The organism is Paenibacillus sp. FSL H8-0457 (assembly GCF_038051935.1).
Lineage (GTDB): Bacteria > Bacillota > Bacilli > Paenibacillales > Paenibacillaceae > Paenibacillus_AQ > Paenibacillus_AQ lautus_A.
Genome location: NZ_CP150293.1, coordinates 6,190,001 through 6,210,812 on the forward strand (window position 1 = coordinate 6,190,001; position 20,812 = coordinate 6,210,812).

The window sequence follows — 20,812 nt, forward strand, 5'->3', positions numbered from 1 at the left end:
TACTTTGTGCGTGCCCCTCAGGAGTTCCCGATGCAATTCGTCCAAGCCGATGCTTAACACCTGACAGCGTTCCCCGCCTACGATAGAATGCTGGATGGGAGGCTCATCAGGCGTTCCGTCATACACGACAACAATATTGACCTCAAAATCGTGAACTAGTGATCCTCGCTGCATTTTGTCCGAATTACGGTATGCTATCGCTCCTACAGCTTCCTCATCAACCGTATTTCCATAATAAAAAGAAAAGTTGGTTAATTCCACGTTTCCCTCCATACATTCCTTGGCGAATTTCAGCCATTTCAGTTATAATGTAATTCTACATGTCCATGTAAGTTCCTTCTTTTAGGAGATAAGATCTTATAAGATGACAAACGGAATTCAAGATTTCATTTCTTGTTTCGCCTTATTCCATAAACAACTATTTGAATGGACAGGAGTTTTCGAGCATGATCTTTAAGAATGCAAAAATCAACGCCTTCCGCACATGGGGATTGCTGCTGACAATGCTCGGCATGGGCCTTATGGTGCTTGGCACAGCCGGTATCGTATTCTTTGGACAAGCAGGCAAAATATTTGCCGGTATCGGATTGGTGTTTGGCCTGATTATGATGCTGGGAAGTCTCGGCATTTACTTTTGGGCAGGCATGCTGTCCACGAGCGCCGTCCAAATCCAGTGCCCGGAGTGCAATAAACTGACCAAAATGCTGGGCAAAACCGACCGCTGCATGTTCTGTCATACGATTTTGACGCTGGATCCAAGCCAAGCCAACATCACAGCAGAAGAGCTTGAAGCCCAGCAGACCAAATCCTAACAAGGATTTGCAGAACCTGCTTATTATGTAGGATTCGCAACGCTTAAGACGAATAAACACAAAGAACCCGGTTATCCTCGCGATAACCGGGTTCTTTGTGTTTAGGATGAGAATGATAAGTTCATGGATCCCTAATCGTGTATCGTCTTAAGAACATGCCAGGTTTCCGGGACGGCAAAGCTTCGATTCCAGGAAGCAATGCCGCCAAGCTCCAGCTTTTTGGCCATTTTGACCCGGGATTGCAATGAAGTGCCGTCTTCCATCCATATCTTCTTAATGGACTCTCCCTCCGTGAATTGGACATAATTCTGTCCGGTCCCGGCATCCAGCGAGCCTTTCACCTTCTGCTCCTTCAGCAGGGCCTGCAGCTTCTCCATACCAATCGCTTTGGAGGACACCTTCGTCTCTCCCGCTTCGCTCGTTTCCGTCCAGACCCTTGTATATAACGGTACGCCCAACACCAGCTTGGATGGCGGTACTGCATCCTCTTCCATGATTCGCCTTACCGACTGCTCAGCCCATGGCAGTGAGGAGACCGATCCAGCTTTCGGACTGGTGGCCCAGTGCTCGTCGTAGGCCATCACCATCATGTAATCAACGGTTTCGCCGAGTCGTTTCCGGTCGAGAAAGAGCGACCACATCTCGCTGTTCGATTTGGGCGTAACATCGATGGACACAACCAAACCTCTGGCTTTGGCCAGCGGCTTCATTTCCCGCACGAATTGTACGACATGATCTTTATCCTTGGTGTAGACATTTTCAAAGTCGATATTGATACCGTCGAGATTGTATTGCTTGGCATAAGCCAGCATCTGTTCAATGATATGGGATCTTCTATCGAACGTAGACAGCGCTTCAGTTGTCAGGTCAGGGTCAAAGCTGTTGTCCATAAGACCCCAAACTTCCTTGTTCCTGTTATGCGCCCAACTCACATAATGCTTAACCGCTTTGGACTTGACTGTTCCTTCTCCGTCCACGATGCTGAACCAGGTCGGACTGACCACGTTGACACCGGGCAGTTCGCCAATGCTATCCGTGCTTGGATTCTTGGTGTAAACGGCTTCCCATACCAGGTTGACCGACTTGTCCTTCCATTCCAGCTCAGCCCGCGAAGGGGTCTGCTTCAGAGCCGGAATTTCCTTCAGTTCCCCAAGCTCGATCTGCTCTTTAAGAACATATCCGGTATACCCGTTATCCGCCTGAACGAATAACCATCCCTCCTCTTCGCGCCATACCCGAATCCGCTCACCGGCCGGCATGTCCAGTACAATCGGGGACTTCTTCTCCCCGCTCTCGCGCAGAGCCACGGTGTCCTCAGGTTTACCGGGAGCCGCCTTCGCAAGCTGAATCGCATCCCCGGCGCGCATCAAAATGATCGCGCCTGTTACCGAGTCTTCGTGAACGGCCACGCCATAATGCTGTTTGAGCGGCTTCAGCGGAACATAAGCAATGCCGTTAACCAGTTCAGGCGCATACGGCAGGGTCACCGTTTTGCCGTTCAGTTCCCCCTTCGTGCTATCCATCTTCATGCGAAAAACCGATTCGGAAGTCGTGATAATAATGGATTCCGTTTCCTGCTCGTAACGGATGTTGGCATCCACGCTCTCCTGAATCACCGTGATCGGCAGCAGCAGCTCTTCGCCAGACCCCAGAGCAGGATGCTCCTTCAATTCGCCCTGAACGAAAATCGGCTTGTCCATTCCGCGCCAGTCCGGTACGGTATAGGTCTGGTTCGGAAACAACGTGGTGACAACCCACCAAACCCCCGCCGCAATCAGCATCAGCCCCAGATAAAAAGAGCTTCTGTTTGTACGCCTCTTTTTTCCCCGATATCTTCTTCTTGCCAAACTGCTCCCCCATTTCACTTTCGCACCCAATGCCATCGCGAAAAAATAAGCCCTTAAAAATAAAAACGTGTGGAATGGTTCATTCCGCACGTTCATCATCTATAACAACCGGCGTCTATTGACAGGACTTGCAGAGCCCATACAGCTCCATTCTCAGTCCTTTTACTTCAAATCCGGTGCTTTTCTCAGCCTGCACTCCCACATCTTCGAGGGACGGATAGCTGAAATCTTCGATTTTGCCGCAACTTTGACAGATGACATGATGATGGTCGGAGACGTTGGCGTCAAAACGACTCGAATTGTCTCCGTACGTCAGCTCACGCACCATGCCGGCTTCAATAAACATTTTTAAATTGTTATATACTGTGGCTACGCTCATACTAGGAAAATTAGGTTCCAGAGCCCGATAAATTTCATCCGCTGTCGGATGGCCCATAGATTCCACCAGATACGTTAAAATCGCATGACGTTGCGGCGTGATACGGACACCGGTCGTTTTCAGTTGTTCCAGCGCATGCTGTACGGACGTTCCCATGGTTGCCCACCGCCTTCAAGGTTAACTGGTTTTTACAAAGCTTAGATCGCTCTTACGCTTTATTGTACGGCGTTTCTTGGATTGTTGTCAATCCGGCAGAGGCGTCCAGCCCCCGCTGTTCCGGCCTTCCTCCTGTTCCGGGTAGCTCCGGTAAATGTTCAGGTTACTGTTACCTTCAATCCGAATGGAATGCTCGCCGGTGCCGGATTCCCCGGAAATGGTTTTCTGCTCGATCTTAAGATTAGGCAGCGTGGTCAGAATTCTTCCATAACTAATCGTCCCTTCAAGCTTGTAATCGCCCTCTAGAGGAACGTGAAGATTCATCTCTCCAACCGCGCTATATACATTCCAATCGCCTCCGATCCGAGGGGAACGAATGGCTACTCCGCCATTAAGGGACTCGGCGCTTAATTGCGACTCCGCGCCGCTGATCAGAATATTGCCGTTCCTCGTCTGGACCCGGATATGATCCGTCGTTCGTTTTACCGTCATGTTTCCTACTTGCGTGGTCAAGTCGGTCTCGCCCGTGATGTCGACGGCCAGCATATTCCCGCGGTTGGTGGACATTTTAATATTACCGATAACGCCGCGCGCGGTTATTTCGCCGTTCAGCGTTTTGCCTGTGACATTCCCGTAGACCCGATCCATCGTGATGGGCCCATTCCCGCTCTCCAGCAAAATATTCTCAATCGCCTCCACGCGGTTTAAGGTAATCGCTCCGTTCATCGTCCGTATCTCAAAATTGAACCGGCGATCATCCGGGACCTCGATATTCAAATTCATTCGGGGCTGCCGTTTACCCGATTCTCCATAGGCTTTTCCCTTGGACCGAATCGTGATCGTCTTGCCTTCCCCGACCTCGATCGTCGACTGCTCGGCGATCGCCTCCGCTACACCGGGCTGCTCTCGGTCGACCCACACTACCGCTTTGACCCGGATATCGTCGACATCCTGTCGCGTGATGGAGATATCTCCGTTCAAGTGATCGACGATGATCTTCTCGGTGTCGAGCTCCACCGGTATATCCAGTGCCGGCTTCTGGAACCGGTTATCTTCCGCTTCGCTGTAATCCACGCCCGCTGCCGTCAAATTCAGGCTCACCCGGTTCCAGAGATGAAGGAAATGCTCCTGCTGGGAAATCACGAATACGGACGCCGTAACGGCGACTGCCAGCAGAATTCCCCGAATATCCGGCCGAAACCGAAATTCCCTGCGCCGGCCCAGGGCGCGGGACAGCGTATACCTGACTATATATTCAACGCCGAGCAGGATAAACAGCAGCGGCCACCAACGCTGGAGCATGAATATATAATCCGTCCCTCTCCACTCGTCAAGCAGCAGCAAAGCGCCCGTACTGACAAGCAGCAAGGCGGCCGTATATCGCCCAACTCTGATTTTATGTTTCATCCGTCTCCTCCCCTCGTCTGATTACGCGGCTTTCACCCATGTGCCGCTGTACGTGTACTATAGGGATTCTCTCTTGTCTTTATGATGCCTGAGAGCTTCCCGGATCCCGGCCCAAATCCCGATAACGATGAGCACGACGGCGGAGGCCTCCGCACCGTAGTCGCGAATCCCCTGCTGCAGCCAAGGCGGCTTCTGGTGAAACAAAATGAGCAGGGACCCGGTAACAACCAGCATCAAGCCAAAGGCGATTCCCCGTTCGCCGCGGAACAGATGATTCGCCCCGTTCCCTCTTCCGTCACCTCCGGAAGCAGCGGCTGCCTCGCCGCGTCTTTTTCGGGAAATAATATATTCGGCTGCCTGCAGCACGTCATACACGTTATAGAAATAACCGACCGGAATCAGAAGCCCCAGCACGACAAGCAGCGGAACGTTGATCTGCATGCCGATGGAAGAGAAATATAGAAGCGCCGATATATCCAGCAGCAGCAGCATGATGAACGTGATTCCCTTACGGTACATGCCGAGGTACAGATGACCCAAACCTGGAATGAGAGCGGCTAATAAAAGCGCGTAGAGTTTCCGTCTTTTTCGCTGAAGTCCAGGATGCCGCTTCATCCGAATCGAGCGCCTTTTTTTCTTGCGGACTGCGGTTTGCATTTCGGTGGTTGGATTCATAACCTTCTCGCCTCCTTCCAAACATCAAGGGACTGGCGTTGTTTACCGATGTTTTTCTTTGATAGTACCCCAATGCGAAGCCGAAGTAACTGGCAAAAAACTGGATAGGCCGTTCAGGAGAAGCTGATAAGCCTACAAAAAAACGGCCCTGCCGGTAATTCAGCAGATGCCGTTTGGTTATGATGATGGAAACCGGTTACTCAGCCGTTACCATCGTTACGTGGCCGATTCCCCGCAACTGCCGGGTGATCTCCATCGGTTCGAATTTGCGATCGGTCAAAACCTGCAGCGAGATTTCGAGGCCTAATACCGCAGGCTGCAGCTCCCCGTATGCCGCACTGCTTCGTTCGTTAACGATAAGCTTCTTGATCACGAATTCCTGTTCCTCCAGAACAGCGGATATGTCATCCAAAATATTCGGCGTATTCGCTGCATGGACAGTAATCAGATGCAGTTTGCTGCCGCGGATGTAACGCTGCTCCAGCTTATTGAAGACAACCAGATTAAGAAGAATCAGCACCGTCGATACGATCGAGGCAAAATAAAAGCCGGCACCAATCGCTAACCCCACGGCCCCCACAACCCAGATGGATGCAGCAGTGGTTAGTCCGGTAATGGATTTACCTGTAAACAGAATGGTACCGGCACCCAAGAAACCGATCCCTGTAATGACGGCCGTTGCCAAGCGCGCTGGATCAATCCGAACGTTAATCTCGTCTACAAAGTCGGAGAAGCCGTAAATGGATAACAGCATAATAAGCGTAGAACCCAAACATACCAATATATGCGTGCGCAGTCCTGCAGCATGGTTGGAACGTTCCCGTTCGAAACCGATCAAGCCGCCAAGCAGCATAGCCAGCAGCAATCTTAATAAAATGGATACATTATCTATCACCCAAGGATTATTCAAAAGAACGATACTCCCCTCACATCTGCTTCAATCGCTTATGCTTGATCATTCATTGTATATGAAGATGGAACTCGGTCAATTCCACACCCGGAGCTACCTCAAAAGCGTGATTTTTAACAAACCCGAATTTCTCGTACAAGGTTACCGCAGGTGTATTACGAGTCCCTGTCGAGACCACGAACATGGGCGCCTCCTTATAAGATTCCAACACGTGGCGAATTAAACTCCCCGCGATACCCTTGCGAAAATGACCGGGATGGACCATCATCCGCGATATGGTAACCTGATCCTCTTCGGGCTCTACCGCTATGGCTCCGATAAGATCCCCTTCTTCATTTATATAACCAAAAAAGGTTTCCCCGCTCGCACGGATCGTCTCAAAGGTGTCCAGCAGCGGAGGAATTTCGGAGAATCCGATCAATTCGGCTTCCAAAGGGTACGCCATGTGCTGCAGGCTCCATATCTGCTGTACGGTATCCCGATCCTCCAAGGATAGTTCCTTAATCATCCGTTCATCCCCTAACCGAGTTATTGTAAGAAAAAAGTCATCGGCGTTCTCTCAAAGAAGACAGGCCGCGTTTAACGGTATCTTTTCTGGCGATATCAGGCAGCAGCCTCTCCGAAGTTCATACTTTCTGATATCTTAAAAAGGAACTTGCCCCGATTTCGGGACAAGCTCCACATCTTCTAAAAACATGATTCGAGGAAACCCCCGGATCGTTTAATTATCCGTTCAGCACCTCAACCAGCAGTTTGTTGGCGAGGGCCGGGTTGGCTTTCCCTTTGCTCTCTTTCATCACTTGACCAACCAGGAAGCCGATCGCCTTCTGTTTGCCTGCCTTGTAATCCTCCACGGATTGCGGATTGTTCGCGACCACCTGCTCGACGATGCCTTTGATCGCACCTTCATCGCTGATTTGGACAAGTCCCTTTTCCTCAACGATTTGCGCAGGCAGCTTGCCGCTTTCCAGCATCTCCTTAAAGACGGTTTTCGCGATTTTGCTGCTGATGGTCCCCTTCTCGATCAAGCCGATCATCTCGCCCAAGCCTTGGCCCGTAATCTTCACTTCAGACAGTTCCAGATTGTTCGAGTTCAAATAACCCAGCAGATCGCCCATGATCCAGTTGGATACGGATTTGGCATCCTTCGTGTAGCTCAAGCTGTCCTCAAAAAAGTCGGCGAGCAGCTTGGATGACGTAATGACCGCAGCATCATAGTCCGGCAAGCCGTACTCGGAAGCATAGCGGGCCTTGCGAGCATCCGGAAGCTCGGGGATCGTCGCGCGAACCGCCTCTTTCCACTCTTCGCTGATATGCACCGATACCAGATCCGGGTCCGGGAAATAGCGGTAGTCGTGCGCCTGCTCCTTGCCTCGCATGGAGAAGGTCTTCGCCTGGGCTTCGTCCCAGCGCCGCGTTTCCTGTACGATCACGCCGCCTTCATCAAGGATTTCCGCTTGACGGAACTGCTCATATTCCAATCCGCGCTGCACGCCGCGGAAGGAGTTCATGTTCTTCAGCTCGGCTTTCGTTCCGAATTCCTTCTGTCCCCATGGACGAAGGCTGATGTTGGCGTCGCAGCGAAGCGAGCCCTCTTCCATCTTCACGTCGGATACGTCGCAATACTGCATAATCGCGCGCATTTTCTCCAAGTAAGCCTTGGCTTCCTCTGGCGTTGAGATCTCCGGTTCGGACACGATCTCAACGAGCGGCGTTCCGACCCGGTTAAAGTCGACCAGCGATGCATAACCTCCGTCGACATGCGTGAGCTTGCCGGCATCTTCCTCCAGGTGCAGGCGGGTAATGCCGATCCGCTTCGTCTTCCCGTCCACCTCAATATCGATCCAGCCGTTTTCGCCGATCGGCTGATCGTACTGTGAAATCTGGTATGCTTTCGGGGAATCCGGGTAGAAATAGTTCTTGCGGTCGAATTTGCTGACATCGCCGATGGTGCAGTTCAGCGCCATGGCAGCCTTTATGGCATATTCCACAGCCTGGCGGTTCAATACGGGCAGTACGCCGGGATGGCCAAGGCAGATGGGACATGTATGCGTGTTCGGCGGAGCTCCGAACGCAGTGGAGCAGCCGCAAAAAATTTTGGAATGGGTATGCAGCTCTACGTGAACTTCCAATCCGATAACCGTTTCATATTTAGATGTAGACATCGATTGTTTCCCTCCTTCTCTGCCGCCGGTTTACAGTTCAGGGCGCCGTTTATGATGATCTGTATTTTGCTCGTAGGCATGCGCGACGCGCAGCACGGTCGACTCATCAAAAGCTTTCCCGATAATTTGCATTCCTACGGGCAGTCCGTCCGCGAATCCGCAAGGGACGCTTACTGCCGGCACTCCCGCCAGGCTGACAGGAATCGTCAGGATATCGTTCAAATACATCGTCAGTGGATCATCGACTTGCGTCCCCAGCTTGAAAGCCGTAGTCGGAGCCGTAGGTCCGATGATGACATCATATTGCTCGAATACTTTATCGAAGTCCTGCTTGATGAGGGTGCGGGCTTTCTGCGCCTTCAAATAATAGGCATCGTAATAGCCCGAGCTGAGCGCGTAAGTCCCCAGCATGATGCGGCGTTTCACCTCATCCCCGAAGCCTTGGCTGCGGGATTCGTGATACAGGTCGATCAGGCTGCCTGCATTGTCGGAACGAACGCCGTAACGCACGCCGTCAAAGCGGGCCAGATTCGAGGAAGCCTCCGAAGAAGCAAGCAGATAATACGTAGCGACCGCATAATCGGTATGCGGGAGGGAAACTTCGTCCCAGGTAGCGCCCAGCGATTCAAGCACCTTCAGCGCGTTCAGGACGGTTTCCTTCACTTCGGCATCAACGCCCTCGCCCAAATATTCTTTAGGCACGGCGATGCGCAGACCGGCAACGTCTCCGGACAACGCGCTCAGATAGTCGGGCACGTCCACTTTGGCGGATGTCGAATCCATCGGGTCATAACCGGCGATGGCTTGAAGAACATAGGCAGAATCTTCTACGTTTTTCGTCAAAGGCCCGATCTGATCCAGCGATGAAGCGAAGGCGACAAGGCCAAACCGGGATACGAGTCCGTAGGTCGGCTTAAGTCCCACGACGCCGCAGTAAGAAGCCGGCTGCCGAATGGAGCCGCCGGTATCCGAGCCCAGCGCGAAGTAAGCTTCGCCGGCAGCTACGGCCGCAGCCGAGCCGCCGCTCGATCCGCCTGGTACACGGTCCAAGTCCCATGGGTTGCGTACGGGATAAAAGCTGGAGTTCTCATTGGAGCCTCCCATTGCAAATTCATCCATGTTCAGCTTGCCGATCGTTACGGTGTCCGCCGCGCGCAATTTACCGACAACCGTCGCATCGTAAACCGGCGTGAAATTAGACAGAAACTGACTTGCACATGTGGTGCGAAGCCCTTCCGTTACGATATTGTCCTTAATTCCGACAGGAAGTCCGAACAACAGTCCGCGCGTCTCCCCAGCAGCCAGCTTGTCGTCCAAAGCCTTGGCCGATGTACGCGCGCCTTCCTCGTCCAGCGTAATAAATGCCTTTACCCGATCCTCACGTTCGGAAATACGGGTAAACGCTTGGTCGACCAGATCGGTTACGGAAAGCTCCTTATTCTGCAGCTTATTATGTATCTCCGATAACTTGTAATCAAACAGACTCAAGTGTGTATCCTCCCTCCAGGCTATTCCAAAACAGCAGGTACTTTAATTTGATCGTCTTCTTCATCCGGTGCGTTGAGCAGCACTTTCTCGATCGGCAGGCTCTCGCGCACTTCGTCTTCCCGCATGACATTGCTGAGGTGCAGCACGTGCGTAGTCGGCTCAACGCCGTCTGTATCCAATTCGTTTAATTTCTCGGCATATTGTAAAATCGCATTCAGTTGGCCGGTAAACATCTGCTCTTCTTCAGGCGTCAAATTTAATCGGGCCAGCTTTGCTACATGCTGAACATCCTTATCGGTAATGCTCATGGCTTTGTGTCCTCCTTCATGCCCCTATCCAGTTAAAGGGGTAAAGTCTGTCTCGATAACTTTTCTCATTATATTGTAGAAGCATGGAAGATTCAATCCAATGGCTTGAAGCGTGGAGCTTTCTGGAACTGCTTGCCCGTCACTTCAAAAAAGAGTCGGCCTCAGCCGACTCTTCTAGATCCAAGCGCGAAGATTCACCTGTTTGATGAAGTCCGCCTGGGACATTGCTTCCTTGGTTTCCTCTTCCTCTTCAACACTTTCCAACTCGCCGTTCATCACTTGACGAAACAGCTTCTCATTATATGTCGACAGGGCGAAATCGATGAGCGCTTCCCGCTCGACCCGCTCGGCTTCCTGTTTCAACACGATTGATTCCAGCTCTACATCATCCGCCGGAACAAAAAAATTACGGTTGAGGCTCGGAATCCGAATGACGTAATCGAACGCATTGTCCGGATTTCGGTCATACGCGATGATATAACCGTATTGACCGATTGGAAGATTCTGCTCAAAGGCATCCGCAACGATTGTGATCTTTTCCCCTAAACGCAGCATCGTCTACCTCCTGAGTTGTCTATCCTTTTTCAAGCGATAAGAAAGTATAAACTTCTACAGCTAATCATCCTTATTTCCCAAGAAAACTTCCGCTATATGCGGTCTGTCTTCCGAAAAGTAAGTCGATTGCCATTTTCTTATCTTCATAGTCTACTAAAAAAAGATAGAGATGTCCATGTGATTCAGATAAAACCTGAATCTCCCATGGAAACTAGGATTGCGGGGACAATGGGCTCCGTCTGAGCAGCCTCGCGGCAACGATAATCGACAGCACCATGAGCAGTATCGCCACGATGATCGGAGACCAGACGCTGCTCACTTCGCCGACAATCCGCTCCGCGGCCATGCTGCTTAATCGGCCCGGGTTCCATTGAAGGCGGGAGGGCAGCAAACCGGACAAGAGCGAAAGCGCGCCGGCCACCGCCAAGCTGATGAAAGCAGCAGCAGGGCCGCGGAGGACGGCGCCGAGCGGCAAGGCAAGCGTTACGATCCAAGCCAGCCATACGACATACAATCCCCCGCCGCTGGCCACCGCTCCCCATTCCAAGGGACCGATGAGCAGATGCGTATAATACGCTGCGCCGCCAAGCCCAAGCGCAAAGGATGCGGCTATCAAAGTCATCATGGCGGCCCATTTGGCAGCCATCATGGGAATCGTGGATACCGAGCGGGCAAGAACAAGCTCAGCCGTGCCGGTGGCCCTTTCCCCAGCTACCGTGTTCATCCCCGCAAGCACAAGCACCAGCAGGCCGATGACGCTGAACTGGCTTAAGGCTGACGCCATCACGCTCTCGGCGGACGGGACGGTAAATAACGCCGCTGCTTCCGGCGGCACTTCTCCGGCCATGGTCAGGATTTCCGGCAAATAATAGGTCGATACCGGCTGCATAATGCCAAGCAGCAGAAAAACGGCGGGGACCCAAATCCATTTATAGGTCCGGCCGGACTCAAGCATCTCTTTTTGATAATAGATCCAGAACGGCTTCATGAGCCCACCACCTTCATAAACATATCCTCGAGCGTAGACGTGCCGGCTTCAAAACGAAGCAGCTCGATTCCGCCGTCGGCAAGCTCTTGGATTAAAGCGGCACGCGCCACCTCCATATCCGTCACCATCAGCTTGGCGCCGCGTTTGCCGAGCTCGATCTCTTGCACATAAGGACGGTTCGCGAGACTGTCGAGCCAAGCAACTTCCCGCTCCCCCGGTTCAACATCAATCGATAAGACCGGCTGGCGGTATTTCGTGCGTAGTTCGCTAAGCGCGCCCTTCTCCGCAATCTCCCCGTCTACCATCAGTATCATGTCATCGCAAATTTCTTCCGCATCATGAAGCACATGGGTCGAGAACAGAACGGTGACTTCCCCCCGCAGGCGGTCGAGCAGGTCCATAACCTCCCGGCGTCCGATTGGGTCCAGCGCCGATACCGGCTCGTCCAGCATGATCAGCTCCGGCTCGTGCACAAGCGCCTGTGCGATGCCAAGCCGCTGCTTCATTCCGCCGGAATAACCGGATATCCGGCGTTTGGCAGCCTGCTGCAGGCCCACCATCTCGATCACTTCCCGACTTCGCCGAAGGGCCTCTTTTCCGGATAATCCCGACAGCTTGGCGCTAAACGACAAATATTCCATACCTGACATCCAGCTATAAAACTTCGGATACTGCGGCAAGTAACCAATCCGGTGACGCCAACTGTCCGTATGGCCATCTCCCGATCCATATCGGATCTCGCCCCGGGTCGGAGGAATCAATCCTGCCAGCATTCGCAGCGTTGTCGTCTTCCCTGCGCCGTTCGGTCCCAGCAGTGCCGTACAGCCTCCGCGCTTCAATTCAAACGAGATGCCTTTAACCGGCATGATGCTTCCGATGCTTTTGGTCAGTTCATGAATGCTAAGAAGTTTCTCCGTCAAGCCTCTCGCCTCCCCGCAATAAAATAAGCAATGCTGCCAAGAATGTTACCCAGCAATATAATCAACACCCACATCCATCTCGGCCCACGTATGTTTGCCGGCTCTGCCCGAAACAAAGATATAAGACCCGTGACCGCAAGAATCGCTTGCAGTGCAAGAATCGGCCAGATCAATCCCCAGTTAATATCCATAACAATCCCCCATGTTCCATATTTAATGAAGAAGCTTAAGACTCGCTGCCGTCTTTACGAATGACGAATATCCAGTAAAAGAGCAGCGGCAACGGCATCGTCGTAGACCCCCATATCCCCCAGAACCAAGCCATCTTGCCAAGCCCCCGCTTCCTTGCATCCAGGAAAAGCCATGTCCCTTGGATCAGCACCAGCACAACGGCAAGGACGATCACTACCAGCGGGCTCTCGTTCACTTCATTCATCGGATTCCCTTCTTTCCGGCAGATCTCAGACTCTTGGAAAATACAAGGACGGAAATTCCCGCGACCATGCCGAACCCGTGAATAAACAGCAGGATCATCGGCGCTGCCAAGGCAGCCATCAATCCCCCACCGACGATAAAGAGCGCAACCAGAAGAAAGAGAAGCAACTCGTATTTCATCCGCTTCCGTTTGCGTTCCAAGGTATGAACGGCCAACGCATGCAGTCCTTCCAGGGATGGGGATGGCGCATCTTCAAACAATTGATCCACCCGCTTCATTTCCTGGTTCAATTCTTCAATCCATTTTTCATCCTCATGTTCAGGTCCTCTGACCATCGTCACCCATCTCCTTTCGCAGCTGTTTAATGCCGTAGGCGGTCCGCGATTTCACCGTTCCTTCGGGAATGCCGAGCATCGTTCCGATTTCCTCGTAGCTGTAGCCGTAATAGTGCTTCAGCAGGATGGCAATCCGATGATCCTCGGATAATCGGGACAATCCATCCAGCATATCCGTCCAGTCTTCTCCCCGCCGCTCCATCTGCCAGCGCATCCGCCTTGCCGACTGAACCGCCTCCTGCTCCAGCCATTTCTTCTCCCGTTTCTTTCGCCGGGTATTATCGATGAACAAACGGGTAGCAATGGTAATCATCCAAGAGGAGAAGGACGAAGTCCCGTTGTAACGGTTCATATTCTCCATGCATCGAACGATGGTATCCTGCGCGGTATCTTCGGCAAGCATCGGGTCCATCGTCACTTTCAGCAAATATTTATAAAGGAAGGAGTAATGCTGCTTGAACAGCAGCGCCATGGCAGCAGCATCTCCTAACTGCGCTTGTCGTATCAAATCCTCTTCGCCAGGGATCATGATTGAAATCATCACCTTCTTTCGCCTTCGCCTGTAGTACGAATAACTGCAGCCAATCGTTCAAACGGTTATTATATTTATCGTGTACCAAATGATGTAATTTATATAGATGCCTCCGGATGCTTCAGAAATTTCTTATGGTATCCGTAAAAAAACAAAAAAAAGCAGCCGGTTGACCCGGCTGCAGTCTCCAATCGGAGGATCATTGTTTCTCACTTCATAATGAGGGTGTCATGGTAGCGGTCCACCTATTGATTCAATCTGATACCCTGCAGCCGATGATGCCATGGCTGCTGCGCGATCCCTTCATCCTTCACCAGCCTGTCCCAGACAACGGATGAAATATCCGTCTGGCCCCGCCGGCGGAACTCCGGTTGCCGATCAATCGCTTCGCTTCTTGTAACATTCCCGTTCAGCAGCGATAGATGATCTTTTCTCACTGGCGCTTCCCCCTAATCACGTCCATGCCAAAAAAACTCCCCATAAAATAAAAGAACGCAAACCGGGATAAATTCCACAGTCTGCGTGCTTCGCAATGGGTAACATTTAATTAACCGTATTGTATCAATCTTGTCTATATTTGTCCAGACAAAGTTTCCCGATTTATGTCGGATGTTATCCTACCTGCTCGCAGGAACATAAGGATTCCGCTGCTTTTCATAGCCAATGGTTGTTCGAGGCCCGTGGCCGGAGTACACAACGACCTCATCCGCAAACGTATACAGCGTGTTCTGAATGGAATCAACCAAATCGCGTTCACGGCCGCCCGGAAGATCCGTTCGCCCAACGCCTAGACGGAACAGCACATCGCCGGAAAACAGATCATTTCCGCATTTGAAGCTCACGCTTCCCGGCGAATGGCCCGGTGTATGAAAGACCTTGAAGGTATGCCCGATCAGTTGCAGCTCCAGTCCATCGGCCAAATCGTACTCCGCCGGCTCGGTGGACAGCGGTCCGGTGACCTGAGGCCACATCAGCGAACCGTTAAGCTTTGGACTGGCCAGCCATTCGCTCTCCAAGGTGTGGAGATAAACAGGACAGTCCTTCAGCTTGCGGATCTCCTCGACGCCCCCCATGTGGTCAAAATGCGCATGGGTCAGCAGGATCGCTTCAATCTCCAAATCCGCTATTCGCTTCACGAGCGGCCCCGGGTTCATGCCAGGATCGATAATGATCGCTTTGCCTTCTACAGGCCCTGTCAGTAAATATGCATTCGTCTGAAGCGGTCCTAAATTAAAGGTCTCAATATGAAGTGTCATGATTAAAACCCTGACATCAGTTCACGCAATTCCTTAATGATGGCAGCGTGAAACTCATACCCTTCCCCGTAGGCTTGAATGATGCTTTGCCGCGTGACGGCAAGGTTGTCCTGATAGTCCGTTGCTTCACGATCCGGATTGTTCTGCTTGAACTCAATCATAAACTTCTGAACATGCGCCGGACGCGGTCCCCATGTGCCGAGGACATGTCCCCCGGTATCCGAAATGATCACAACCGGAATGGAACGGGCGCCCATGGTCAGGAACTGATCCATGACGTCCAGATTCTCTTCCATAATCAGCACTTCCGTCTCAATCCCCGCGGTCTCCATCGCACGGAATACGACAGGGATATTGCGCGCAACATCGCCGCACCAATCCGCTGCCAGAATGAGGACCCGTAGATCATCCCTGAAATTGAGGCTTTCAAAAAACGCTTTATCCTCTTCATTCTCCCATTTAAACTGCTCGTAGCCTGCCTTGAACGTATCCTGGTTCTTCTGCATGCCGTCCATGAATTGCTGCGGAGATATGCCCGTACCCAAATGATTTGCCATATTCATACTCATTCGTTATTTCGACCTCGCCTTCGCTGATTTTATCCATTTTATCAAAAAATAAAGAATCATGACGGCTAATGCGCCCAGCAGAATTTCCCGAACGTAAGGCCCTGCCTTCTCGTCGATATGCTCCCACTGGTCGCCCAGAAGCAATCCGAGGTATAAGAATAATGCCGTCCACGGAATAACCGCAAGGGTGGTCAACAGCGTAAACCTGCCCACATGCATTTTGGATATGCCCGCCGGGATGGAAATCGCATGTCTTACCACCGGTACAAACCGAGCCGTAAATATAACGCCGGTACCATACTTGCCGAACCATTCCTCGGCGTAGTCGATATGCTTCTTCTTAATCAGTATGTACTTCCCGTACTTCTCCAGAAAGGGTCTGCCCCCGTAACGGCCGATCCAATAAATGAATAATTGGGCGAGCACGCCGCCAACGGTACCAAAAATCATGGCACCGATAAAATGAACCTCACCCATGGAAACCAGATAACCGCCATAGGCGAGTACGATCTCGCTTGGGATGACCTCCACCATTAATCCGAGCATGATTCCGAAATAGCCCAGCTGCTGGATCCATTCAAACAGTCGGCCCACAGCCTCGTAAAAGAATTCCACGCTTGTCCCCCGCCTTCCTACTGCGTTGATTTCTAGTACTAGCCTATTCTAACACAGCCCGGGACATGCCTTCTACATGCCTTATAATGCGCCCAATTATGGGCGGTGCAGTGACTTTCGCCCGTTTCGGGACATATGGTGAAGCAAAGGAGTGAGTTAAAGCATGCATTCTCCCCATGCCAAACGACCGGGCAGCAAGCCCCCCTCCCCGCGCGGGATACGGCGGGCCTGCAGCAAAGAATTATACCGTACGACCAAGCGGCTCAAGCTGTACCTTCCTCCGGAAACCTTAAAGCAAGGAGAGGAATTGTATTATCGGAAGGTCATCGGAAACCTGATCTGGATTCACGAAAACTACAGCAACAAAAAACTGCTGTGCGACTGGTGGGAAAAAGACGTCTGCAGCGAGCTTGCCGAGCTCTGGCAGGTTCCGGAGCGCCAGCTGGCCTCCGCCTTTCGGGATGCCTTCGGGGGATGACATGGCCCCCCTCTTCCCCCTGTCACACCGTGAGAAATTACGACAAAAGGCTGCATTTGGATCGTCAACCGTAGATTGATAGGTCGGTCCATTCTACACCGTTCGTTCTAAGGCGAACCAGCAAAGCGTCGTCAACGCCATGCCGCCCTTCATGGTACCGCGTAATGTGGGGCAAGGTAAGTCGCCGCAATCGGTTGCGATTCGGCATGATTCGCCATAGGCTGTGCGGGGATAACGGATATCAGGGCTGCCTTGCGGCATGCTCCCGTTCTCCCCATGTCATCGTGTTATCGAAGCGGTTGGCCTGCCGAGCCGCAAGCACGGACAGATGAAAGCCACGGTCATTTCGAAAAGGATCAAGCTCATGAAGGGCAGCCGCAAGGAAGCGATAGCGCTTCAAGGTATCCCATCCGGCCCGGGCCGCCTCAACCGCTCCGGCGGAGTCTCCCGCCCTGCGGTGCCAGTCCGCAAGGGCGGCCAGCTTCAGCACGGCCCGGGTTTGCTTGACCGGATTGAAACGATCCAGTTCGATGCCCCTTTTGAACCATGCCGCCGCTTCCTCCGATTCGCCTCTTAGGGAATAACCTTCTGCCAGCTTCCAGCTTAAACCCGGGTGATTCGGCGCATGCACCATGCTTCGTTTCAGCAGCGGAATCTGCTCGCTTGGGGGAAGCCATGCCGAGAGCTTTATGGCCGCATCCGTATTGGCGGGGTTCCACTTTAACGAGGATCGGAGGAGCAGGATCTGCCGGCCTGGCGGCTCTGATACGGCCCATCGCTCTTGAAGCTCGCTGATGCCCAGCGCCGCGGCGAGAAAAGTCCAAGCCACGAGCGGGAGAATCGCCATAACCCTGAGCCGTCGCAGCAGGGAAGGGGCCCGCCCCCCTTCATAGCCGGCTTGCAGTTGATTCCATCGTTTGAACGGCCGGGTTAGCCGAGTTGCCATAGATCCATGCTGCGGCGCCTCATCGGGGGAACCCCCGGCCAAGCCCATTACCGTAAGCCACAATAGGAGCAGCCATACCAACCCGAAGCCCCAATCGAAATCCACTGACGCATGTCCGATCAGCACGAGGGCGGGGGGCATGAATCGGGAGCTTGCCGCGATGAGCCTCGCAACCATAAAGATAACCAAAATAAGGACAAGCAGCAGCCCAATGATTCCCGTATTCAACAGGATATCCATATATCCATTATGCACCTCGGCACCCACATAGGGCTGGGACTGAATGGCAAGGTAGGATTGCCGCCACGTCTCCCCTCCCCGTCCCAGCCACGGCGACGACCGGGCCAGCTGCCAGGCGTCGCTGTACATGAGGCGGCGCGCGCTGAGCGTTGCCGCGCCGCCCAGGGTCCGATCCTGCACCTGGAGCAGGATCACGACAACCGCTGCGGCTGCCAGCAAGGCCGCAGCTCCCAGGGCCCCGGGCGCGGCGTAACGCCGCCCGGGCCCCCCGCTGTGCCGCCAGCGGCACAGCAGCAGGCCGGCGAGGACGCCGCCGGCCCAAAGCCCGGCCAGCCACAGCAGGCCGGGCAGCACGGCTGGCGCCAGCCTGGCATCCGCCAGCTGGCGGTACAGCAGCGCCGCGCTCGCCACAGGCGCGGCGGCAGCCACAAGGAGCGGCGCCAAGGCACGCCGCTCCTTGGTGAAGCCGGCCGCGCACGCAAGAGCGGCCGCGAGCCAGGCGCCGCGCGACTCCGTCAGGAGCAGCGCGGCGGTATAGGGCGCAAGCGGCAGAAGCGCAGCCGCTGCGCGGAGCGTGCCCGTCCGGTTCCGCAGGACCGACGGCAGCGCGAACAGCCGCTCCAGCAAAAAGGCGGCCATCACCGCCCCGAACGTGTTCGGGTACTGAAGCAGGCCGCCAAGCCTCGCGCCGGTCGCGCTAATGTCCGCATCCGCCGTATGATAGATCCCATACGGCAGCTCCATAAGCCCGTATACGGCAAGCAAGGCGCTGCCGCACAGCACGGCGCCCAGCAGATGCCAGCCGGCATGCATGATGCGTAAGCCGGGGCCTGTACGGCACGCGCGCCAAGCAGCAATGGCAAAAGAACCATAGCTTCCCCACAGGATGATCTCCTTCATCGTGCCTTCCAGAGAGAGGGGGCGCCCTATCCCGTGAATGACGTAGATGAGAAGGATTGCGCAGATGCAGCCAAGAACCACCCGCAATTCTCTGTCCGAAGGAACCGCCTCCGGCAGTTTTCCCATGCCATGATTCTTCCAGCCTTGAACGGCACCGTGCCAAACGGCTCCCGTCATGAGCAGCAGAAGCACGCCGAAACCTGCTCCGATCCAAAATATATCCTCGTCAAAAAACATTCCGCTCCGGATACTGGCCGCAAGCCCCAGCCCGATCAGCATCATCCCGCAAACACGATGCAGGGTATTCGATGCCATTACACCACGCCCCGTTCAAGAAAGAATGCGTAACCCTTCTCCGTTTCTGCCACTTGCACGCTCCCGCTCCTCCGCGTGCCGAACATGAAACCCGCCTAATAGCCATTGTGGACAAGGACGGTCGGCGTTATTCTTGATTCAATGTTGGCGATCACATCTGTTGCTGTAAGGGCCACACGATTCCCTGGATTAAGGCTTTGATTGCCATCGCAAGAAAAACTTCTATCGACGACGCACGTTCTTAGAAAAATGACCGCGTTTAGATGTTGATTTTGTTGCGATAACCGGAAGGCCGGCTCCGAAGTTCCTATTTTCCATTAAAAAAGCGATGAACGTGCGCGCTCGCACGTTCATCGCCAATCCGGTTCAACGCGATTCCATTTCCGTATTCGGGAGCAGGTCCTTGCAAGCCCGTTCAAGGTACGGCGAGGCGCTTAAAAAATCGCGAAACGCAGTATACTCCTGCCATAGTTTATTCCGGTCTCCGGCAGAACCGCTGACCGCACGGATCAAAATATTCTTGGGCGTATGTTCCATATCGATAAACTCCAGCAGCTGCGTCTTGTATCCCATCAGGTCGAGAAGCTTGGCCCGAATGGCGTCCGTGGCCAGCGCCGAGAAGCGTTCCTTCAGTATGCCGTGGGACAGCAGCGGCTCCATGACTGGGCTCTGGACTTGGGCGAACAGCTCGTGCTGGCAGCAAGGCACCGACAGAATCACCGAAGCCCCCCAGCGGACCGCTTTTTCCAGCGCCGCATCGGTTGCGGTGTCGCATGCATGCAGCGTGACCACCATATCCACCTGCTCCAGTTCGTCATAATCCGCAATGTCGCCGACAAGAAACCGCAATTGGGTATAATTCAGTTTTTTCGCCAGCATACTGCAGTGTTCGATGACATCCGCCTTGAGATCCAATCCGACAATATTCAGCTTTCTGCGCGCGGTTACCGCCAAATAGTGATACAAGGCGAAGGTCAGATAGGATTTGCCGCAGCCGAAATCGACGATCGTAAGCGGACGGTCCTCCGGCAGATGAGGGAGGACATCCTCCACCATCTCCAAGAAGCGGTTGATCTGTTTAAATTTATCGTATCTGCGGGCAAATACTTTGCCATCCTCGCTCATGATGCCCAGCTCCACCAGAAACGGAACCGGCTCTCCCTCTTCAAGAATGTAGGTCTTTTTCCGGTTATGCGACAAATCCGTTTTGGTCTTCGAAGCGGATTTGGTCAGAATCGAAACCTTGTATTTCTTCGAAATCAGAACCTGATAATCCGCTTCCGGCGTATAGATCATCGCTTGCCGGAATACATTTTCGAACATATCCAACAGTACGGCCTCCGCCTCATTCGCCGGCACATTCTGATGGGTGACCTTGGTTGCGGAATAATAGGCGAACTGATAGTGCAGCTTGTTCTTGAGCACTACGGGCTTAACCGTTACTTTGCTGTAGGTCATGCCTTCCCGCTTGCGAAGCTGGCTTAGCGTAGCCGTAATCAATGACGCTTCTTCCATGATGTTATGAATCAATTTTCTTAATGCATCCAAAAGGTACATCTCGCTTTCTTTTATGTTATAGA

General features: G+C 53.2%; 25 protein-coding genes (1 of these 25 only partly in view). 2 read left to right on the plus strand and 23 right to left on the minus strand.

Annotated elements, in window-relative coordinates; all coding sequences use genetic code 11:
* Window positions 1-261, minus strand: the 5' end (the start) of a protein-coding gene (locus MHI43_RS27930; RefSeq protein WP_015737450.1) for a nucleotidyltransferase-like protein. It extends 621 nt beyond the left edge of the window; 261 of the gene's 882 nt are visible here — the first part of the coding sequence; the start codon lies at window positions 259-261; its stop codon lies beyond the left edge, outside the window.
* Between the two features lie 185 nt (window positions 262-446).
* On the opposite strand from MHI43_RS27930, the gene MHI43_RS27935 reads away from it, so the two are divergent.
* Complete coding sequence (locus tag MHI43_RS27935) at window positions 447-812, plus strand: YgzB family protein (protein ID WP_006212663.1); 366 nt, start codon at window positions 447-449, stop codon at window positions 810-812.
* Between the two features lie 131 nt (window positions 813-943).
* Here MHI43_RS27935 and MHI43_RS27940 read toward each other — a convergent pair whose 3' ends face one another.
* From MHI43_RS27940 to MHI43_RS28035, 20 genes are all read right to left on the minus strand, one after another.
* Entirely contained in the window at window positions 944-2,659 is a 1,716-nt protein-coding gene (locus MHI43_RS27940; protein ID WP_036663887.1) for a glycosyl hydrolase family 18 protein, read from the minus strand.
* A 115-nt stretch (window positions 2,660-2,774) separates the two neighbouring features.
* Complete coding sequence (locus MHI43_RS27945; RefSeq protein WP_015737452.1) at window positions 2,775-3,194, minus strand: Fur family transcriptional regulator; 420 nt, start codon at window positions 3,192-3,194, stop codon at window positions 2,775-2,777.
* An 87-nt stretch (window positions 3,195-3,281) separates the two neighbouring features.
* Window positions 3,282-4,601 carry a DUF4097 family beta strand repeat-containing protein gene (locus tag MHI43_RS27950; RefSeq protein ID WP_036663886.1) on the minus strand — a complete coding sequence of 440 codons (1,320 nt, stop codon included), beginning with the start codon at window positions 4,599-4,601 and terminating at the stop codon, window positions 3,282-3,284.
* Between the two features lie 57 nt (window positions 4,602-4,658).
* Window positions 4,659-5,276 carry a hypothetical protein gene (locus tag MHI43_RS27955; protein ID WP_015737454.1) on the minus strand — a complete coding sequence of 206 codons (618 nt, stop codon included), beginning with the start codon at window positions 5,274-5,276 and terminating at the stop codon, window positions 4,659-4,661.
* 196 nt (window positions 5,277-5,472) lie between these two features.
* Window positions 5,473-6,186, minus strand: a complete 714-nt coding sequence (locus MHI43_RS27960) for an MgtC/SapB family protein (RefSeq protein WP_015737455.1) — start codon at window positions 6,184-6,186, stop codon at window positions 5,473-5,475.
* Window positions 6,187-6,235: 49 nt separating this feature from the next.
* On the minus strand, window positions 6,236-6,694 hold the full coding sequence (locus tag MHI43_RS27965; protein ID WP_015737456.1) for a GNAT family N-acetyltransferase: 459 nt from the start codon (window positions 6,692-6,694) through the stop codon (window positions 6,236-6,238).
* 217 nt (window positions 6,695-6,911) lie between these two features.
* Window positions 6,912-8,351: an Asp-tRNA(Asn)/Glu-tRNA(Gln) amidotransferase subunit GatB gene (gene gatB / locus MHI43_RS27970; protein WP_015737457.1), complete on the minus strand. Its 1,440-nt coding sequence runs from the start codon at window positions 8,349-8,351 to the stop codon at window positions 6,912-6,914.
* Window positions 8,352-8,381: 30 nt separating this feature from the next.
* A complete protein-coding gene (gatA, locus tag MHI43_RS27975) occupies window positions 8,382-9,839 on the minus strand; it encodes an Asp-tRNA(Asn)/Glu-tRNA(Gln) amidotransferase subunit GatA (RefSeq protein WP_009594131.1) in 1,458 nt (485 codons plus the stop codon).
* A gap of 20 nt (window positions 9,840-9,859) precedes the next feature.
* Window positions 9,860-10,147 (minus strand): Asp-tRNA(Asn)/Glu-tRNA(Gln) amidotransferase subunit GatC, encoded by a 288-nt coding sequence (gene gatC, locus MHI43_RS27980; RefSeq protein WP_009594109.1) that lies wholly within the window; start codon window positions 10,145-10,147, stop codon window positions 9,860-9,862.
* A 174-nt stretch (window positions 10,148-10,321) separates the two neighbouring features.
* The gene (locus MHI43_RS27985) at window positions 10,322-10,702 is read right to left on the minus strand and encodes a hypothetical protein (protein ID WP_009594088.1); all 381 of its coding nucleotides are present in this window, start codon (window positions 10,700-10,702) and stop codon (window positions 10,322-10,324) included.
* A gap of 211 nt (window positions 10,703-10,913) precedes the next feature.
* Window positions 10,914-11,690: a hypothetical protein gene (locus MHI43_RS27990; RefSeq protein WP_015737458.1), complete on the minus strand. Its 777-nt coding sequence runs from the start codon at window positions 11,688-11,690 to the stop codon at window positions 10,914-10,916.
* A complete protein-coding gene (locus MHI43_RS27995) occupies window positions 11,687-12,610 on the minus strand; it encodes an ABC transporter ATP-binding protein (protein ID WP_015737459.1) in 924 nt (307 codons plus the stop codon). The genes MHI43_RS27990 and MHI43_RS27995 overlap by 4 nt, the downstream gene beginning before the upstream one ends.
* Window positions 12,607-12,801 (minus strand): PLDc N-terminal domain-containing protein, encoded by a 195-nt coding sequence (locus MHI43_RS28000; RefSeq protein WP_015737460.1) that lies wholly within the window; start codon window positions 12,799-12,801, stop codon window positions 12,607-12,609. Before MHI43_RS28000 ends, MHI43_RS27995 begins: the two co-directional genes overlap by 4 nt.
* 35 nt (window positions 12,802-12,836) lie before the next feature.
* Window positions 12,837-13,046 (minus strand): hypothetical protein, encoded by a 210-nt coding sequence (locus MHI43_RS28005; protein WP_009594077.1) that lies wholly within the window; start codon window positions 13,044-13,046, stop codon window positions 12,837-12,839.
* Window positions 13,043-13,381 (minus strand): YxlC family protein, encoded by a 339-nt coding sequence (locus tag MHI43_RS28010; protein WP_015737461.1) that lies wholly within the window; start codon window positions 13,379-13,381, stop codon window positions 13,043-13,045. Before MHI43_RS28010 ends, MHI43_RS28005 begins: the two co-directional genes overlap by 4 nt.
* On the minus strand, window positions 13,365-13,910 hold the full coding sequence (sigY, locus tag MHI43_RS28015) for an RNA polymerase sigma factor SigY (protein ID WP_175320796.1): 546 nt from the start codon (window positions 13,908-13,910) through the stop codon (window positions 13,365-13,367). The genes MHI43_RS28010 and sigY overlap by 17 nt, the downstream gene beginning before the upstream one ends.
* A gap of 248 nt (window positions 13,911-14,158) precedes the next feature.
* Window positions 14,159-14,350, minus strand: coding sequence for a hypothetical protein (locus MHI43_RS28020; RefSeq protein WP_015737463.1), 192 nt, complete (start codon window positions 14,348-14,350; stop codon window positions 14,159-14,161).
* Window positions 14,351-14,530: 180 nt separating this feature from the next.
* Window positions 14,531-15,169, minus strand: coding sequence for an MBL fold metallo-hydrolase (locus MHI43_RS28025; RefSeq protein WP_015737464.1), 639 nt, complete (start codon window positions 15,167-15,169; stop codon window positions 14,531-14,533).
* A 2-nt stretch (window positions 15,170-15,171) separates the two neighbouring features.
* Window positions 15,172-15,738, minus strand: a complete 567-nt coding sequence (locus tag MHI43_RS28030) for a thioredoxin family protein (RefSeq protein WP_015737465.1) — start codon at window positions 15,736-15,738, stop codon at window positions 15,172-15,174.
* 3 nt (window positions 15,739-15,741) lie between these two features.
* Window positions 15,742-16,353, minus strand: a complete 612-nt coding sequence (locus MHI43_RS28035) for a DedA family protein (RefSeq protein ID WP_009594089.1) — start codon at window positions 16,351-16,353, stop codon at window positions 15,742-15,744.
* Window positions 16,354-16,516: 163 nt separating this feature from the next.
* On the opposite strand from MHI43_RS28035, the gene MHI43_RS28040 reads away from it, so the two are divergent.
* Window positions 16,517-16,831 carry a hypothetical protein gene (locus tag MHI43_RS28040; RefSeq protein ID WP_015737466.1) on the plus strand — a complete coding sequence of 105 codons (315 nt, stop codon included), beginning with the start codon at window positions 16,517-16,519 and terminating at the stop codon, window positions 16,829-16,831.
* Between the two features lie 241 nt (window positions 16,832-17,072).
* On the opposite strand, the gene MHI43_RS28045 is transcribed toward MHI43_RS28040, so the two are convergent.
* Window positions 17,073-19,232: an O-antigen ligase family protein gene (locus MHI43_RS28045; protein WP_036663884.1), complete on the minus strand. Its 2,160-nt coding sequence runs from the start codon at window positions 19,230-19,232 to the stop codon at window positions 17,073-17,075.
* Window positions 19,233-19,598: 366 nt separating this feature from the next.
* Window positions 19,599-20,789, minus strand: coding sequence for an SAM-dependent methyltransferase (locus tag MHI43_RS28050; protein WP_200868620.1), 1,191 nt, complete (start codon window positions 20,787-20,789; stop codon window positions 19,599-19,601).
* Window positions 20,790-20,812: the final 23 nt, after the last annotated feature.

Bases quoted from the DNA above. Each gene is read 5' to 3' on its own strand.
- MHI43_RS27935 (WP_006212663.1), top strand. From the start codon at position 447: ATGATCTTTAAGAATGCAAAAATCAACGCCTTCCGCACATGGGGATTG.
- MHI43_RS27945 (WP_015737452.1), bottom strand. From the start codon at position 3,194: ATGGGAACGTCCGTACAGCATGCGCTGGAACAACTGAAAACGACCGGT.
- MHI43_RS27950 (WP_036663886.1), bottom strand. From the start codon at position 4,601: ATGAAACATAAAATCAGAGTTGGGCGATATACGGCCGCCTTGCTGCTT.
- MHI43_RS27955 (WP_015737454.1), bottom strand. From the start codon at position 5,276: ATGAATCCAACCACCGAAATGCAAACCGCAGTCCGCAAGAAAAAAAGG.
- MHI43_RS27965 (WP_015737456.1), bottom strand. From the start codon at position 6,694: ATGATTAAGGAACTATCCTTGGAGGATCGGGATACCGTACAGCAGATA.
- gatB (WP_015737457.1), bottom strand. From the start codon at position 8,351: ATGTCTACATCTAAATATGAAACGGTTATCGGATTGGAAGTTCACGTA.
- gatC (WP_009594109.1), bottom strand. From the start codon at position 10,147: ATGAGCATTACCGATAAGGATGTTCAGCATGTAGCAAAGCTGGCCCGA.
- MHI43_RS27985 (WP_009594088.1), bottom strand. From the start codon at position 10,702: ATGCTGCGTTTAGGGGAAAAGATCACAATCGTTGCGGATGCCTTTGAG.
- MHI43_RS27990 (WP_015737458.1), bottom strand. From the start codon at position 11,690: ATGAAGCCGTTCTGGATCTATTATCAAAAAGAGATGCTTGAGTCCGGC.
- MHI43_RS28000 (WP_015737460.1), bottom strand. From the start codon at position 12,801: ATGGATATTAACTGGGGATTGATCTGGCCGATTCTTGCACTGCAAGCG.
- MHI43_RS28005 (WP_009594077.1), bottom strand. From the start codon at position 13,046: ATGAATGAAGTGAACGAGAGCCCGCTGGTAGTGATCGTCCTTGCCGTT.
- MHI43_RS28010 (WP_015737461.1), bottom strand. From the start codon at position 13,381: ATGGTCAGAGGACCTGAACATGAGGATGAAAAATGGATTGAAGAATTG.
- sigY (WP_175320796.1), bottom strand. From the start codon at position 13,910: ATGATCCCTGGCGAAGAGGATTTGATACGACAAGCGCAGTTAGGAGAT.
- MHI43_RS28025 (WP_015737464.1), bottom strand. From the start codon at position 15,169: ATGACACTTCATATTGAGACCTTTAATTTAGGACCGCTTCAGACGAAT.
- MHI43_RS28030 (WP_015737465.1), bottom strand. From the start codon at position 15,738: ATGAGTATGAATATGGCAAATCATTTGGGTACGGGCATATCTCCGCAG.
- MHI43_RS28040 (WP_015737466.1), top strand. From the start codon at position 16,517: ATGCATTCTCCCCATGCCAAACGACCGGGCAGCAAGCCCCCCTCCCCG.
- MHI43_RS28045 (WP_036663884.1), bottom strand. From the start codon at position 19,232: ATGGCATCGAATACCCTGCATCGTGTTTGCGGGATGATGCTGATCGGG.
- MHI43_RS28050 (WP_200868620.1), bottom strand. From the start codon at position 20,789: ATGTACCTTTTGGATGCATTAAGAAAATTGATTCATAACATCATGGAA.